The following is a 16,586-nucleotide window of genomic DNA, read 5'->3' as shown; positions in this document are numbered from 1 at the left end:
ATTTAATAAATCAACAGGCTTCCGGCTTTTGAGTCCGGAAGTTTTTTTGTGAAAGCCTGCATCGGCAAAAGTCCTTTATAGGAAAAACCTATAAAGTTGATAGATTCTATATCTTGGTCAAAGCCCCGCAAAGTATGTTACAACAGTAACTAAGGATAACTCGGGCGAACGTACATCATAACTAAGGAGTGACTTGCCATGACGCAAACGAAAAAAATTGCTGTAATCGCGGGGGATGGAATTGGACCAGAAGTTGTAGCCGAAGCAGAGAAGATTATGAAGCGAACGGAAGAAGTATTCGGCTATTCTTTTACGACGGAGCATGGTCTTTTCGGCGGCATAGCTATCGATCAGAAAGGGACACCTCTGCCTGAGGAGACGCTCAGCATGTGCAAAAGCGCCGATGCAGTATTGCTTGGTGCGGTCGGGGGGCCAAAGTGGGATAATAATCCGAAAGAGCTGCGCCCAGAGACTGGATTGCTCGGTATTCGTAAAGAATTGGGTCTGTTCTCAAACCTGCGGCCAGCTGTTGTTTTCGATTGCCTGAAGGATGCATCTACACTGAAACCGGAAGTTCTGAAAGGTACGGATCTTATGGTGGTGCGGGAGCTAACGGGTGGCATATATTTCGGTGAGAAATTCAGACGCGAAAGTGCAAGCGGGGAAGAAGCGGTAGATACTTGCACATACAGCACGGAGGAAGTAGAGCGCATTGTGCGGCAAGCGTTTGAAATCGCACAAAAACGGCGTAAAAAGCTTGCGTCAGTTGACAAGGCTAATGTACTTGAGACCTCTCGGCTGTGGCGCGAAACCGTAAATCGCATCGCTCCTGAATATCCCGATGTAGAGCTGGAGCATGTGCTTGTAGACAATTGTGCAATGCAGCTGCTTCGACGTCCGTCCAGCTTTGATGTTATTGTTACGGAAAATATGTTCGGCGATATATTAAGTGATGAAGCAGCCATGCTTACTGGTTCTATCGGTATGCTGGCATCAGCTTCACTGGGTGCAGGTGCGTATGGATTATATGAGCCGGTTCACGGCTCAGCTCCTGATATTGCAGGACAGGGCTTGGCCAATCCGATCGCTACGATCTTGTCTGTTGCCCTGATGTATCGTTTGACGTTTGGATATGAAGAAGGAGCAGTTGCAATTGAGCGTGCTGTAGCAGAGGTGCTGGATGCAGGACATCGCACGTCAGACATCGCTGCTGATAAGAGCAAGGCGTTAAGCACAGCTCAAATGGGAGATTTGATCGCGGCAGCTATTCGTAAATAATTGAATTCAAAACAGGACGAAGACCTTATTGCCTATGAACGGATAGGCAACAAGGTCTTTTTTAAAACTACAGATTTTTGCACAATATTCCACTGTGCGCCAGGAACTTTCACGTGATTCAAAAAATTGTTATCTATAGTAAGTTAAGGTCGAGGAATTCGTTTACGTTTGTGCAATAATGGTTGATATAATATATATATATGTAGGCCTTTTTACTTGCATCCGGGGTCAAATGACCTAATTTTTTAAGATGATGATCAATTTAAAGGAATTAGAGAGGATAAAAGAGAATAAACTATTTAAACAATTCAAACAATATCGAAAGCAGGGGAAGGTGAACGAAATGAGTTTTTGCTGCGGGGCTAGTATGTTGGGAACAAAAGGTACATTGAAGCATTATCGAACTCAGGTGCATAATGTTCCCCTGTTGTTTTGTCCGGTATGTAATCGAATAGAAGTCCATTATAAAGTGGAGAATGAATATGAGATTTTGGCTGAATATGCACATGGAGACGGTGCAGACCATGTTGATTTTCAGGACTATGTGATGGAGGATGAAGATTCCATTTTTGAAAACGTAGTCAATCGGGAATCCGAGGATGATCTTGAGATCGTTCAAAGTCAAATTGATATGTCACTTGACTTGTTGGTCGTCGCAAAGTGGATGCAGGATGAAAAGTGGCAAGGGGAGTTAAAGAGAAGGCTTGCCGCTATGAGTCAGCGTCGAATTCGGCTTCAGCAAAAAGCTTAACCCACATGTTAGCCCTCATTCCAGAGGGCTTTTCATGATGAGATAGATCCAATTTTCGCCGCATAAAGCTTCGGGAGTACCAGACAGCATCGTTGCTGATAACAAGTAACGCCTATCTCACCAAGATGTTATGCCAAGCACGAATGTGAGGAAATAAGTATACATTAAAACTTTTTCCTTGAGATCTGATTTTATTCGACAGTATCTCTGGTTGACGATTCTCTTCAAGCATGACTATCATGAAGAAAACGTCTAGAAACAGGCGACAGACAACCTTATTTTCCATAGAGATTGCATGTCTTGGTCTGTATGAAGCTTGTGTTTTGGCGATTCGTCTTTTGAGAAAAGGGGGGACCATCTTGTTAAGTGAAATCCGAGGAACAGAGTTGGAGGAGATGAATTCATTTCATCCTAATCGGCTTGTAAGAACAAAGTATGAGAATATTTTGGAAAACCTTGACAGTGGAATCATTCTTTTTGATAGCGATGGAGTTCTGGCCTTTGTGAATGTACAGATGGCCAAGTTGCTGGGGGTGTCCCGAAAATCATTGACGGGCTGCACACTTATGGAGCTTTTGCGTCATCCCCAGATCACAAGATTCAAGAGGAAGAAAATATTAAGGCTATTTCGCGAAACGATCTTTCACCGTAAAAGATTTCATGAGTTGTTGGATGAATATGGAAAGTCATGGTTGATTACGATGACATATGGTGATCAGATGGAAGGAGATTTTCTGATCAGCGTTAAGGATGTATCCGACTTCAAACAAATCGAGCAAACGGCCTATCAGAATGATAAACTGGCTATGCTGGGCAAAATTTCAGCATCCATCGCCCATGAAATCCGCAACCCGCTGACATCCATTCGAGGCTTTATCCAGCTGCTTCGACCGCACTTGATTAGCTTGGGAAAAGATGAATATGCTCGTATTATTTTGGCGGAGATCGATCGGGCTAACGACATTATATATGAATTTCTGAACTCCTCGAAGCCCTCAGCCCCGCAAACCAGGATCATTTCGGTCGCTTCCTTACTGAAGGAAGTTGTTCTGTTAACTGAAAGTGAGGCTTTGATGAAAGGCTCCCAGATTTTTTTGCATCTGGACGAGAGTGAATCTACATACGTATCGGTTGATGTAAAGCAGATAAAGCAGGTTATTTTGAACCTTATTAAAAATGCACTGGATGCCATTGAGAATGAACTGGAAGAGCATGGCAAGGGCATGATTCGAATCGGTATGCAACACAACGATAAGCAGATTAGTATAGTTATTACCGATAACGGTGGCGGAATGGATCAGAATACATTGAACCATCTGTTCAATCCGTTTTTCACTACAAAAGAGGGTGGAACAGGGTTAGGCCTATCTGTCAGTTACCGTATTATTAAAAATCACGGTGGTTCGATTGCTGTAAAAAGTGATATCGGAACGGGGACAGAATTTATATTAACGCTCCCTAAAGTTGAAAGGACAAGCTGATTTAATAACGAACACAACAGGGGTCGTCTTGTTCTTAGGAACAGACTATTCCTTTTTTAATAATATAAAGCGATAGAGAATATATATTTTATACAGATGAATGCCACAAAGTGAAAGTCCGCTTCAGCGGACTTTTTTCTTTACTTTTCGCTAGCCGTTCAAGTATGATGAAGAGAAAAACTTGGAAGAAGGGAGCTTATCTGGATGAAAAGTGTAAAGACCAAAATCGTAGATTGTACAATTCGCGATGGCGGACTCGTAAACAATTGGGATTTCAGCGTAGAATTTGTGCAAAACTTATATGCAGGCCTGAATGAGGCAGGCGTGGATTATATGGAAATCGGCTATAAAAATTCGCCCAAGCTGTTGAAGGGTGCAGATAAGTCGGGACCATGGCGCTTTCTCCGTGATGACTTCCTGCGTGAAGTGATTCCGCAAAAAGGCAGGACCAAGTTGTCGGCACTGGTTGACATCGGGCGTGTTGATGTGGATGACGTTCTTCCTCGTGAAGAGAGTATGCTGGATTTGATCCGTGTTGCCTGTTATATCAAGGACGTGGACAAGGCATTGGAGCTTATCCAGGTATTTCATGACCGGGGTTATGAAACTACGATCAATATTATGGCTTTATCCAACGTTATGGAAAATGAGCTTCTTGAAGCGTTTGAACTGATCAAGGACAGTGTAGTTGACGTTGTATACATCGTCGATTCTTACGGCAGTCTGGATCATAAAGATATAAAATATTTGGTGGATAAATTCAAGACTCATTTGCCTAACAAGCGACTTGGGGTACATACCCATAACAACATGCAGCTGGCGTTCTCGAACACTTTGATTGCAGCAGAGAACGGTGTTGAACTGCTTGATGCCTCTGTTTATGGTATGGGGCGTGCTGCCGGGAACTGTCCGACAGAGCTTCTGGTTACACATTTAAAGGGAACCAAGTATGAACTTCGTCCCGTACTGGATATCATCGAACGTTTTATGATCCCTCTTCGGGAAAAAGAAGAGTGGGGATATCTGATCCCTTACATGATTACAGGTACGCTTGATGAGCATCCCCGATCTGCGATGGCTCTGAGAGCTTCGGATGATAAAGATAAAGCGGTTGATTTCTATGATAAGCTGACAACGCCTGAAGTGACATTTGATAATTAACATGACAGAACAAGTTGTTAACACAGAATATGATCAGATATATAAATAATGAAATGGCGGTACAAGCGAGGCTTGTATTGCCATTTTTTATGTCCGCTTTTGAAGCGTACAAGCTCCTTTATCCTCAAAATTGTTCCAACAGGCAGAAGGGGAGTCGATCTTCATATGTTGCTGAACAATGTCATGGAATCGTGTTTCTGAACACATGCATACAGCAGGAGATTGATTTGTTCATGTGGAATCCATAATTTAGAAAACACATGGATATAACACAGAACGGATGGGAGGGCACGCAACATGCTGAATAATATAGAAGAACGAAGGACGATGATAACGGGTTTAGGCGCCTTTGCAACAATCCTCCTGGTTTTATTATTTCAAAATGAAGATTACAGACTTCAAGAATGGAATATGTACGCTTCTTTATATTTGACAGCTGGTATAGCCAACGCAGCTATTTGTTTTTCGATTTTTACACAAGGTTGGTTATATTTCTCCAGCCAGCTTTCCCTTCATCGACTTTATACGGGAGTATTGTTCTTGTTCGTGTTTATATTTGATTTGATCCATACCTTGGGGGCAGCTGGAATTCCTCTATTTCGCTGGACGGTATCTTTAAATGAATCTTTGTGGATGTTGGTGTTATCAAGGTATGTTGTTGCGATTGGGATTTTGGTTATATTCAGCTTCCGGGATCGTTCAGTGGGCATATGGCATAAACGCATTGTATTAATGATCAGTATGGTTATCAGTTTTGCAGCGATAGCTATATTTTATGGCTGGGCTTCACAGCCGATTTTGATGAATGAGCAAGGCTTGACAATGGTTAAAAAAGTAGCGGATACGGGTGTTCTGCTCCTTTTGCTGTTAGCTGTCGGGATTATATTGTATAAAGGGCGAAAGGAGAAACCTCCATCCCTTCTGATTATTGTCCGGGGACTCATCTTTTTTATTGCGGGCCAGATTTTGTTTGTGAAATCTTTCCACATTACTGATTTGGACCATATATTGGGGTTGTTTAGCGGTTGTATCGGCAGCTTTCTTGTTCTCCGCGGCGGTTATCGCCTTTCCATTCAAGACCCACTTGATGAGCAGCGAAAAGCAGAAGAGCATATTTGCTACCTTGCTTATCACGATGATTTAACAGGGCTGCCCAATTTGCGAAAGCTGATCCTGCGTTTAAAGACGTTGATCCAGCATGGACATGAAAATGAAGGGATGACGATCGCTGTATTGAATATAAAGCGCTTTAAGACGATAAACGAATCATTGGGGCGTGATGCAGGCGATTGTATTTTACAAATGGCATCCGAACGTATTGTACAAGAAGCGAAAGTGAAAGAAGAGGTCTACAGCATGGGGGGAGACGAATTTGCTATTATTTTCACCGAGGCCGCTTCCCCGGAACAAAAGATTAATCGAATGATGGACTTTCTGAAGCTGTTTAACGACCCCATTTTATACGAGTCAGGTGAATATCACCTGTCAATTACCGCTGGCTTTGCTATGTATCCAGAGGACGGGACTTCGGCAGATCAGCTTGTTCAGAATGCGGATACAGCTGTCCACGATACAAAAGGAGAGCACCGCATACGGCGTTATGCTCCGTCTATGAAATTGAAGGCTCAGGAACGGCTCAAAACAGAATCGGAATTACGGCGGGGATTGGAACGTGAGGAGTTTTTTCTCGAATACCAGCCGTTGGTACATTTGAAAACCGGTCAAGTTGTAGGAAGCGAAGCGCTCGTTCGCTGGAATCACCCGATGAGGGGAATTGTATATCCTGGTGAATTTATTACGATTGCTGAAGACAGCGGACTGATCGTACCGCTAGGTGAATGGGTTCTAAGGCAGGCTTGCCAACAAAATAAGCAGTGGCAGGCAGCAGGGTACAGGCCGATAAGTGTTTCGGTCAATCTTTCTTTAGGACAATTTACTCAGCCCAATCTCTCGGAACGAATTTTCACGATTTTAAGTGAAATTCAGCTTGATCCCCAATATGTAGAGCTAGAAATTACAGAATCGATGACGCTTGAAAAGGAAACAGCTCTGGACCAGCTTCATCGGTTGAAACATTTAGGAATCAAGATCAGTATCGATGATTTCGGGACAGGCTACAGCTCCTTGCATTATCTAAAAAATTTACCCATTGACCGTCTTAAAATTGATAGAAGCTTTATTAATGAAATCAAACAGGATAACAATAATGCAGCGATCGTATCGACCATTGCCACAATGGCTCATCATTTGAAATTGAAGGTTACCGCTGAAGGCGTGGAGACAGAGGAGCAGTTGATTTTTCTTAAAAATCAGCAGTGTCATGAAGCTCAGGGTTATTATTTCAGCCGCCCGGTCGGAGCATCGGATTTTGAGAAATCGTTTTTGACTCAATGAAGGTGCGGAAGGAGAGGTCTAGGGGAGGTTATACTCCCCTGAAATATTGCATTGTATGAAAGTACCAGTTGCAATTCGTTGCTGCACATGGTATATTTATTTTTGTCTTCAAGAGAGCAAGTTGTTAACGGGATGTAGCTCAGCTTGGTAGAGCACCTGGTTTGGGACCAGGGGGTCGCATGTTCAAATCGTGTCATCCCGATTGTTAATCTGCGGGTGTAGTTCAATGGTAGAACTCCAGCCTTCCAAGCTGGTAGCGTGGGTTCGATTCCCATCACCCGCTTTTTGCTTTTGTAGCACCTGAAACCCTTGTGCCGCAAGGGTTTTTTCTTTTTCCCTTTTTTCGACAAACGATTGACGACTTTCTCCCGCGGGGGCAAATTAGGGGGCAAATTTCGTCCTTTTTGGATTAAGCGCATCAAGCGGAGCAATCGCTACACGACTAATGACTTCTGTATCTATTTTCCTAACGATGCTTAATGATAGTATACTATAGAAAACATAGCCTCTGGCAGCTTGAATGCGCCAGAGGTCTTTTTCATATATCCTTCCTTTTTTCGTTTTATTACACATTCCGCTTTTAAGGTGCTCTCTTCGCTTTGCTGCATCTCGTTCTGTGCCGTCTTCCGTAAGCTTTACCGTATGCAACAATTTTGCGTAGAGCTCTGGAATCCGGCAGCAGAGAGAATGGACATGCATCGGGATACGTATTCACTTCAAATATCCACGGCTTAAGCCTCCGATCCAGGCCGATATCCACGCCAAGCTCGTTTAATTGCGGGTAGGTACGGCTTAGTCGTGTTGCAGTGACGTGAGCAAGTTTATTCATACGACGAAGTATTCTGGCTGACCGTTTTTTGTTTGCAAAGGGGGAAAGCAGCGCGGAAGGTTCGTAGATCGTGCCTCCCTGGCTTCCGTTCGTAACGGCTTTACGTGGATGGGCAAGACGGCCGAACGTGCCGGTGCATTCCCATTTTCGCTTAGGGTTGCGTTGAATCATGACACGAAAATCGAAAGGACGGCCTTTGTACTTGAGCAGACGAATTCCTTTTTGAAGCACATATTTCTTTTGTCCAAAATGTTTACGAATCGAAGAGAACATGGAGCAAAAGCTGTTAAATTTGAACACTTTCATTCCTTTTTGATAACGGTAGCCGTACTTTGTTTTCTCAACCCGGATGACGCCTTTTCCTTGGGATCCTTTATCCGGTTTTACATATATCATGCCATGCTTCTTCAGCATGCGGGATAAAAGCGATCGGTTTAAACGTTTGGTGACCGGAATATGCTTGGCTAACATTGAACTATGAAGTATCAGATTGGTTTTGTGTATTTTGCTTACGAGATTTCTTTTGGCCATGTTTGTATCCTTCCCTCCATAGATAGGCGATGGTACTTCCCAGTGTATGGTGAGGAAGGCTGGTGTGTATGGTTATATGCCTACATGTAGTGAAAATGTCTGTAACATTCAGCTTTAAGGCATTCTTATGACCGTCATGGTCCCATGGTCGAAAGAACATTGACAACTTACACTGCATACAGTGAATTGTAAAACAGGGTTATTTGCCTAATAAGAGAGGGGGTCTGGTATGATCTCGTCGGTACAACTGAATCAGATGATTGACCGGATTGGAGCGTATTGCCCCTGGTATGTTCGATGGGTAGAATCACTTGGGAAGGATCGGGTCGATGAATTGAAGCAATTGCCGCTGATGACCGCATCTGTTCTGGAGAAGTACTATTATTCTGCTGATCATCCGCCTAACCGTTTGAGTGGACTTAACGAATACCGTACCTCCGGTACGAGCTCCGGCAGGCGTAAAGTCATCTATTATTCAGAAGCGGATGAAGAAGCGTATATAAAAATCAAACTGGATGTGTTTCGTACCATTTTAGGATCGTCAAGTTATCAAACCGCTCTGGCCGATATGGGAACAGGCCATGCTGAGGCTACGGCTGTTCAGGTGTTTAGACGACTGGGCATGAAGGCTGATTCGATTCACTTCAGCTTGCCAATCGAGCAACATTTAGCTCGCTTGGAAAGCTTTCAACCGGAGGTGCTTTATACGATGCCTTCCATTTTGGATCGCATATTGCTATCGTCTGAGCATCCCGAATCGTATGGAATCCGTCATGTGATTCTAGTTGGGGAGATGGCTCCGGCCAGCTGGATCAGGCAAGCGGCAGATCGTCTTCAAATTTCTGTGGATAAGATTACGGATACGTACGGCTCGATTGAGATAGGGACATTGGCTTATTTCTCGCACCAGCATGGACGATATTTACTAACAGAGGGCCTCGTTGCTGAAGGAGTCGGAACAGAAGAGTTGCTTGATGAAGGGGGAGAGCCGCTGCCGGAACAGGAGCAAGTGCTTGTTTTAACATCAACTGTTAGGGAAGCATTCCCCGCGATTCGATATGTGACTTACGATGTAGTACGGGATTTGCGTCCAGTTATCGTGGATGGCGTAGAGCGAATGAGCTTTCAAAGTCTTGTGAAACGGATCGGACCGGATTTGAAACATGGAGAGAAAATAAGTATTTACGATATTGAAGATGTTGTAAATCAGCATTTAGGGCAGTTGAGCAGTGTTCGGGTTCATATGGAAGGAAATAGCCTTAAAGTAATTGTGTACACTCCAAATCATCCGGGAGATTCCAATGAATGCAGCAAGACAGACGGACAGCAACCTGCGTATGATACAAAGTCGATGAATCGGCTGCTGGAAACCATTTCGCAACAATTGGAGAGACGTATACCGGAGATCGGGGCGATGATTTCTTCAGGAATTCTTGGACGGATTCAGGTTATTTCCGGTAGCTTTCATGATGAAGAGCAGCGAAGCGGAGTGAAGCACAAAAAAATTTATTATGATAAAACTGAGGGATTCCAATGAAGCTTGAAGGAGGAATTGTTGACACGATAGGCGATACACCTCTCATTCGATTGTCACGATTGTTTCGCGGAGAGTCTTGTGAGGTTTACGGAAAACTGGAGAGTATGAATCCCGGCGGAAGCGCCAAGGATCGGCCTGCGCTTTATTTGCTGAAGGAAGCGATCCGCCGCGGCGATATTACGGAGCATAGCGTCATTGTGGAGTCCAGTTCAGGAAATTTGGCCATCAGTTTGGCTCAACTATGCCGTTATATGGACCTTCGTTTTATTTGTGTTGTTGACCCGCGGACAACGGAGCAGCATAAAAACATCATTCGCAGTTTCGGTGGGGAAATCGATCTTATTACGGAGCCAGATGAGATGACGGGGGAATTTCTGCCGGCCCGCATTCGCCGGGTTAAACAGCTGGTTGAACAGATTCCGAATGCTTTTTGGACGAATCAGTACGGGAGTCTGGATAACAGCCTGTCTCATACCGAGACGACGATAAGGGAAATCTACGAGCAGCTTGGTCATGTTGATTATCTGTTTTGTGGTGTCAGCTCTTGTGGTACGATTCGGGGCTGTTCCGATTTTATCAAAACCAAAGGGTATCCGACTAGAATTGTGGCGGTTGATGCTCAGGGCAGCGTAATTTTTGGAGGAGAAAAAAGCAAACGTCACCTTCCCGGACTGGGTGCAGGCATCGTTCCATGTCTTTATCAACAGGGAGTGGCGGATGAGGTGCAGTATGTTNAAACGTCACCTTCCCGGACTGGGTGCAGGCATCGTTCCATGTCTTTATCAACAGGGAGTGGCGGATGAGGTGCAGTATGTTTCGGATCGGGACTGTGTGGAGGGCTGTCGCCAGCTGATTCGCCATGAGTCTATTCTGGCAGGTGCTTCAGCCGGGGGTGTTATTTCAGCGATACTTCGGATGAAATCACATATTCCGAAAGGGGCTGTATGTGCAGCGATTTTGCCGGATCGTGGCGAACGATATATGGATACGATCTATAACGATGATTGGGTACAGCGGGAGCTTGGCTTCTGTCCCCGTCTGCCATAGGAGGAATAGTCCATGCTGTACCTGAATGACAGCCATATTCGGGAGCTGGGAATCGATTGGCATGTATTAACCGGTATTATACAGGATGTGATCCAGACTGAGGATGAAGGGGACTGTGTACATCCTTTGAAGCCATATTTGCGATTTCGAAATCCGGACAATCGGATCATCGCAATGCCGGCTTATGTTGGGGGACGCTTCAATCTGTCGGGGATCAAATGGATTGCAAGCTTTCCGAAAAATCACCTTCGCGGGCTGCCAAGGGCCCATAATACGATTATTTTAAACGTTACAGAAACGGGAATGCCGCAAGCTTGTTTAAACAGCGGACTGGTCAGTGGTCTTCGAACGGCTGCGGTTAGCGGTGTGATGCTTAAAGCGTATATGGACGCCCGGGAGCTTTCAGAGCTTCGTCTTGGGATTATCGGCTGGGGTCCAATCGGCCGGCTTCATCTGGATATGTGTGCTTCGATCCTTGGCGAACAGCTGAAGCAAATCACTTTGTACGATCTGAAAGGAATTGATCTAGCTACGGTTCCCACCGAGCTAAGAAAAATAACAGTTATAGCTGATGATTGGCGTGCCGCATATCAATCGGATATCATCGCTACTTGTACTGTATCGAAAGAGCGATACATCGATGAGGCTCCGAAGGATGGAGCGCTGCTGCTGGGCATATCTCTTCGTGATTATATCCCCGAAAGCGTTAAATCGATCAAGACGATCGTGGTTGATGACTGGAATGAGGTTTGCCGTGAAAATACAGATATAGAGCAGCTTCATCTCAAATATGGATTGCAGTCATCAGACGTCATTACGTTTACAGATGTCGTATGTCGCAGCGCACTTATTCACAGTGATCCGATAAGCCCGGTGTTTTTTAACCCTATGGGTCTGGCGATTTTTGACATAGGAGTCGCCGGTTATTACTTGAAGGAGGCTCGAAAGCTAGGCATTGGCGTGAAGCTTGATTAAGATGTAAGATGTAGACAAGACGAGAGCATTATTGTTATAATGAGACCAATTCATCTTAAAGAATGCGAGGTAACCTGTACAATGGAGTAAGACACCCTTTCTTTCAACAACTGCAGAATTGTGATGCAGGCGTTTCTCTACGGCGGTAGAGGGAAGATTTGGTGTGTCTGAACAAGATGATACGGTATACTTCGATCGTATAAATCAGCGAGATATAGGTTGACTGCTTCTTTGTGGTATCCATGGAGAGGCCTATGTTAGAAATGAACTGCCCGTTCATTGATTTTCCTGTAATCTCGTACTTTAATTTCAGATATACGTACTTTCCAATCATCCGCCGCAGACAATCGTCTGCGGTTTTTGTGATTTTCTACTTGGAAAGGATGAGGGAATATGAGCATTGTTTTAAAAGCTTCAGATATTAGCATTGAGCTGCAAGGCACCCCGCTGTTTTCAAATGTTCAATTGGAGATCGCTGAAGGCGAGCGGATAGCTCTGTTTGGCAGGAACGGTTCCGGGAAATCAACGCTTTTATCCATTCTGACAGGAGAGCGTGAACAAACAACTGGACGTGTTGAAGCCCGTTTACCGCGGGATCGCTGGGGCTGGCTCAAACAGCAGGATCAGCCGGAAGATGATATGACAGCGCTGGAGATGGTACGACGTGGAAGCAATGAAGCGTTATGGCGTCTAAAGTATGAACTGGCTGATCTGGAGATGCAGATGCAGCAGGCAGATCCGAATGATATGGAAAAGCTGCTTGAAAGATACGGTCAGCTGCTTGGGGAATATGAGACGAAAAACGGTTTTCAGTGGGAAACCGAGGTGGAGAAGTCCATGACCATGCTCGGGATTCATGCTGAGCTGTGGAATATCCCTTTCAGAGAACTGAGCGGAGGCCAGAAAACCCGCGCCCAATTAGCCGCGTTATTGGTATCCGATCCACAGCTGCTTTTGCTGGATGAGCCGACCAATCATCTGGACGGTGAGAGCCTATTATGGCTGGAACAATGGTTGCTGTCCTATAAGGGAACCGTCTTGTTTGTATCGCATGATCGTGTATTTATGGATAAGGTAGCTACAGCGATCTGTGAACTAACGTCTGAAGGCTTAAAAAGATACAAAGGCGGCTATAGCGCATATCGACAGGAGAAGGAGCGGGAACAAAGAGAGCTTGAGACGCTGCACCGGAAACAGGAGCTTGCCCGAAAAGCGCTGGAGGAATCCATTCGGAGATATCAAGAGTGGTTTCATCAAGCGCATCGTTCGGCCGGAGATCAAAATGAAGTCAAGATTACAGCGAGCTTTTATAAGGCAAAGGCAAAAAAGAACATTTCCAGGTATCATGCGAAGCAGAAGGAGCTTGAGCGTCTTGATGCTGAGAGTGTTGAGATGCCGAAGAGTGATCCCAAGCTTCATATGAAGCTGAGCGGGGAGACGTTAGGCGCAAGGACGCTTGTTCGTGTTGAGGAGATAAGCTTTGGTTACGGGGGACAGCTTCTTTTTAACAAGCTTTCCTTTCAATTGTCCCGCGGTGACCGCTTGGCGGTTCGCGGTCCGAACGGAATCGGCAAGAGTACGCTGCTCAAGCTATTGATGGGTGAAATTGAGCCGTCTGAGGGAAATGTGGTTCGGCATCCGGCGCTGAAAATCGGGTATTTCTCACAAGAGCTGGAAGGATTGAATTTCGAGTCGACCCTTCTGGACAGTTTGCTGGTACTTCCTGATATGACACAAAGCCGTGCGAGAACGCTATTAGGTTGCTTTTTGTTCAGCAGGGAGGATGTATTCAAAAAAATAGGCGATTTAAGCATGGGGGAAAAATGCAGGGCGGCTTTTCTAAAATTGTATTTTAGCGGTGCCCATCTATTGGTGCTGGACGAACCAACCAACTACCTCGATGTAGATACGAGAGAAGTGATTGAAGAGGTGCTGGTCAACTATCCCGGTGCGATTGCACTTGTATCTCATGACCGATTTCTGGTCAAGAGGCTGGCGAATCGTCTGCTTACATTGAAATCAGGGCAGGACCCGGTTTGGTTTGAAGGTAGTGTGGAGGAGGAAGAGCAGCAGCTGGCCCGAACGGATGTGATCAAGGGGGACAGTCAAAAGGAGAATCGTCGGATGGAGCTGGAGTTTCGCATTCAGGAACTTTTGGAAACTGCGCCGGAAAATAGTGAACAAGAAGCAGAGCAGCTGCAGGAAATACGAAAGCTTCGGGATGAACTGGAGCAGCTACGGCGTTAAGTTATTGATTGATTTGTTGCATGGATGATGTTGTAACAGGAGATGATAACCATGACGATAGATGAAATGGTGAAAGATATTAGCGGTAAGCTGGAAACTGTGGCCGGGGTGGTCGGTATTGTTCTTGGCGGATCAAGAGCCAGGGGGAACCATCATCCAAACTCGGACATCGACATCGGCGTTTATTACGATGAACAGGCCGGATTTCATATTGATGCAATGAATTGTATCGCTGGAAAGCTTGATGATGAGCATAGAGAAAACTTGGTGACGCCCTTAGGCGGCTGGGGGCCATGGGTAAACGCCGGGGGCTGGCTTAAAGTTCAGGGATACCATGTTGACCTGATTCTCAGAGATATACACCGAGTTTCGGATGTCATTGAAGATTGCGTATCCGGAAAAGTATCTACTTACTATCATGCCGGGCATCCACATGCGTTTTTGAATGTAATGTATATGGGTGAAATATCCATTTGTAAAGTGTTGGCAGATCCGATGGGAAAATTGCGAAATTTAAAAGCGAAAACAACACCTTACCCCAAAGCATTACAGGATGCTTTGATCAGCTATTTCAGATTTGAAGCTTCATTTTCTTTAATGCACGCAGACAGTAACGTGAACAAAAATGACGTTTCATTTGTTGCCGGATGCTGCTTTCGAACGATCTCCTGTTTGAATCAGGTGCTTTTTGCAAAGAATGAGGAATACTGTATCAATGAGAAGAAGGCGGCAGCCATAGTTGATTGTTTTCCGGTCAAACCGAAGGATTACAAGCGGCGGGTTGATACCATCATCACATTGCTTTCTTCAGAGCAAGAACGAACAAGAGAAGGTGTGGATATGCTCGGGCAGCTCGTTCGGGAAACAGAAGAGCTTGTCGATCAACGCTGAGCAAGAAAGCTTGTCAGAAGAGACAGCATTGAATATAATATAGATTATATATGTTGAAAATGTAAATGCGTTGATGGAGAAGAGTAGACAGTGCTTCTTTACAGGGAGGAGATGCCGATGATTGAGAGCGTCTCTACAGAATCAGGCTGTTGAAGTTCGCTCCGGAGCAGTTCCCTGAACGTGGCCTTCGGCTGATCAGTAGGGGTATCCGGGTTCCGACACGTTATGTCGGCTAAAGTGAGCACACTTTAATGACTGAGAACTAACTAAAGTTAGTCAGTCATGAATCAGTGTGTTAACAAGGGTGGTACCACGGTCTTTTCGTCCCTTTCGGGAGAAAAGGCCTTTTTTGTTGAGTTAAAACTATTTTGGACTTGAATGGGATAAAGAAGGGAGCATAAGAGGCCATGAAAGAAAAAATGGAAGCATTGAAGCAGGAGGCGCTGGCCCAACTGCAGGAGGTAACCGATCCGCAAAGCTTGAATGATCTGAGGGTTAAGTACTTGGGTAAAAAAGGAGCCTTGACTGAAATTTTGAGAGGCATGGGGTCTTTGAGTGCTGAAGAGCGTCCGGTGATCGGCCAGGTCGCGAATGAAGTGCGGGGAGCAATTGAAGAAGTAATCACAGGTAAGCAGGAAGAATTTCAGCGTAAAGAAACAGAAGAGCGACTACGCGCGGAGAAGGTCGATGTCACATTGCCGGGCCGCAAGCTTGCTCAAGGATCTGTTCACCCGCTCAGCCGGGTCATTCAAGATATCGAGGATATCTTTATCGGCATGGGATATCGCGTAGCAGAAGGTCCGGAGGTTGAGACGGACTATTTCAACTTTGAAGCGTTGAATCTTCCGAAAAATCATCCGGCTCGTGATATGCAGGACTCCTTCTATTTAACAGATGACCTGCTCATGCGTACACAGACATCACCGGTTCAAGCTCGCACGATGCTGGACATGAAGGGGAAAACACCTGTCAAAATCATATGCCCTGGTCGGGTGTTCCGTCGTGATGATGACGATGCAACGCACTCCTTCCAGTTCCACCAAATTGAAGGTCTTGTTATTGGAGAGCATGTCCGCATGAGTGATTTGAAGGGGACTTTACTGCAATTCGTGCACGAAATGTTTGGGGAAAACACGCAGATTCGTCTTCGTCCGAGTTTCTTCCCATTCACGGAACCAAGTGCTGAGGTCGATGTATCGTGTGTAAGATGCGATGGCAGTGGATGCCGTGTATGCAAGCATACCGGCTGGCTTGAAATTTTAGGCTGCGGAATGGTTCATCCGAAGGTGTTGGAGATGGGTGGATATGATCCGGAGAAGTACAGCGGGTTTGCGTTTGGTATGGGTGTTGAACGGATTGCAATGCTGAAATATGGTGTTGACGACATCCGTCATTTCTTTAATAACGATATATCGTTCTTGAAGCAGTTCGCACGGATATAACATCAAAACAATAGAAGGAAGT

General features: G+C 45.2%; 13 protein-coding genes, 2 tRNA genes and 1 other annotated feature. Of the genes, 14 read left to right on the top strand and 1 reads right to left on the bottom strand.

What is annotated here, in order from left to right; translation table 11 throughout:
- The first annotated feature begins 198 nt into the window (after positions 1 to 198).
- From leuB to C8268_RS04760, 7 genes are all read left to right on the top strand, one after another.
- The gene (leuB, locus tag C8268_RS04790) at positions 199 to 1,278 is read left to right on the top strand and encodes a 3-isopropylmalate dehydrogenase (protein WP_106766624.1); all 1,080 of its coding nucleotides are present in this window, start codon (positions 199 to 201) and stop codon (positions 1,276 to 1,278) included.
- Positions 1,279 to 1,621: 343 nt separating this feature from the next.
- Entirely contained in the window at positions 1,622 to 2,029 is a 408-nt protein-coding gene (locus tag C8268_RS04785; RefSeq protein WP_106766623.1) for a hypothetical protein, read from the top strand.
- Between the two features lie 395 nt (positions 2,030 to 2,424).
- Entirely contained in the window at positions 2,425 to 3,510 is a 1,086-nt protein-coding gene (locus tag C8268_RS04780) for an ATP-binding protein (RefSeq protein ID WP_199794920.1), read from the top strand.
- Positions 3,511 to 3,714: 204 nt separating this feature from the next.
- The gene (locus C8268_RS04775; RefSeq protein WP_106766621.1) at positions 3,715 to 4,671 is read left to right on the top strand and encodes an aldolase catalytic domain-containing protein; all 957 of its coding nucleotides are present in this window, start codon (positions 3,715 to 3,717) and stop codon (positions 4,669 to 4,671) included.
- 297 nt (positions 4,672 to 4,968) lie between these two features.
- Positions 4,969 to 7,065 carry a putative bifunctional diguanylate cyclase/phosphodiesterase gene (locus C8268_RS04770; RefSeq protein WP_234032671.1) on the top strand — a complete coding sequence of 699 codons (2,097 nt, stop codon included), beginning with the start codon at positions 4,969 to 4,971 and terminating at the stop codon, positions 7,063 to 7,065.
- Positions 7,066 to 7,193: 128 nt separating this feature from the next.
- Positions 7,194 to 7,267 (top strand) — tRNA-Pro (locus tag C8268_RS04765).
- A gap of 10 nt (positions 7,268 to 7,277) precedes the next feature.
- Positions 7,278 to 7,348 (top strand) — tRNA-Gly (locus tag C8268_RS04760).
- Between the two features lie 297 nt (positions 7,349 to 7,645).
- Here C8268_RS04760 and C8268_RS04755 read toward each other — a convergent pair.
- Entirely contained in the window at positions 7,646 to 8,425 is a 780-nt protein-coding gene (locus tag C8268_RS04755; RefSeq protein WP_106766620.1) for a YheC/YheD family protein, read from the bottom strand.
- Positions 8,426 to 8,654: 229 nt separating this feature from the next.
- Between C8268_RS04755 and C8268_RS04750 the strand changes: the two genes are divergently transcribed.
- The 7 genes from C8268_RS04750 to pheS all read left to right on the top strand — a co-directional run bounded on the left by C8268_RS04750 (position 8,655) and on the right by pheS (position 16,564).
- Positions 8,655 to 9,962, top strand: coding sequence for a phenylacetate--CoA ligase family protein (locus C8268_RS04750; protein ID WP_234032670.1), 1,308 nt, complete (start codon positions 8,655 to 8,657; stop codon positions 9,960 to 9,962).
- Complete coding sequence (locus C8268_RS23080; RefSeq protein WP_272939319.1) at positions 9,959 to 10,765, top strand: pyridoxal-phosphate dependent enzyme; 807 nt, start codon at positions 9,959 to 9,961, stop codon at positions 10,763 to 10,765. The genes C8268_RS04750 and C8268_RS23080 overlap by 4 nt, the downstream gene beginning before the upstream one ends.
- A 1-nt stretch (position 10,766) precedes the next feature.
- On the top strand, positions 10,767 to 11,009 hold the full coding sequence (locus tag C8268_RS23070) for a PALP domain-containing protein (RefSeq protein ID WP_234033006.1): 243 nt from the start codon (positions 10,767 to 10,769) through the stop codon (positions 11,007 to 11,009).
- Positions 11,010 to 11,021: 12 nt separating this feature from the next.
- On the top strand, positions 11,022 to 11,984 hold the full coding sequence (locus tag C8268_RS04740) for a 2,3-diaminopropionate biosynthesis protein SbnB (protein ID WP_106766619.1): 963 nt from the start codon (positions 11,022 to 11,024) through the stop codon (positions 11,982 to 11,984).
- A gap of 393 nt (positions 11,985 to 12,377) precedes the next feature.
- On the top strand, positions 12,378 to 14,231 hold the full coding sequence (abc-f, locus tag C8268_RS04735) for a ribosomal protection-like ABC-F family protein (protein WP_106766618.1): 1,854 nt from the start codon (positions 12,378 to 12,380) through the stop codon (positions 14,229 to 14,231).
- 51 nt (positions 14,232 to 14,282) lie between these two features.
- On the top strand, positions 14,283 to 15,122 hold the full coding sequence (locus C8268_RS04730) for a nucleotidyltransferase domain-containing protein (RefSeq protein WP_106766617.1): 840 nt from the start codon (positions 14,283 to 14,285) through the stop codon (positions 15,120 to 15,122).
- Between the two features lie 61 nt (positions 15,123 to 15,183).
- Positions 15,184 to 15,454: a binding site (T-box leader), on the top strand.
- Between the two features lie 75 nt (positions 15,455 to 15,529).
- Positions 15,530 to 16,564 (top strand): phenylalanine--tRNA ligase subunit alpha, encoded by a 1,035-nt coding sequence (pheS, locus tag C8268_RS04725; RefSeq protein ID WP_106766616.1) that lies wholly within the window; start codon positions 15,530 to 15,532, stop codon positions 16,562 to 16,564.
- The last annotated feature ends 22 nt before the right edge of the window (positions 16,565 to 16,586 follow it).

It is taken from the genome of Paenibacillus faecalis (assembly GCF_900289175.1).
Lineage (GTDB): Bacteria > Bacillota > Bacilli > Paenibacillales > Paenibacillaceae > Paenibacillus_AQ > Paenibacillus_AQ faecalis.
Note: the sequence above shows the minus strand (reverse complement) of the source record. Positions and strands in the feature narration are given on the sequence as shown.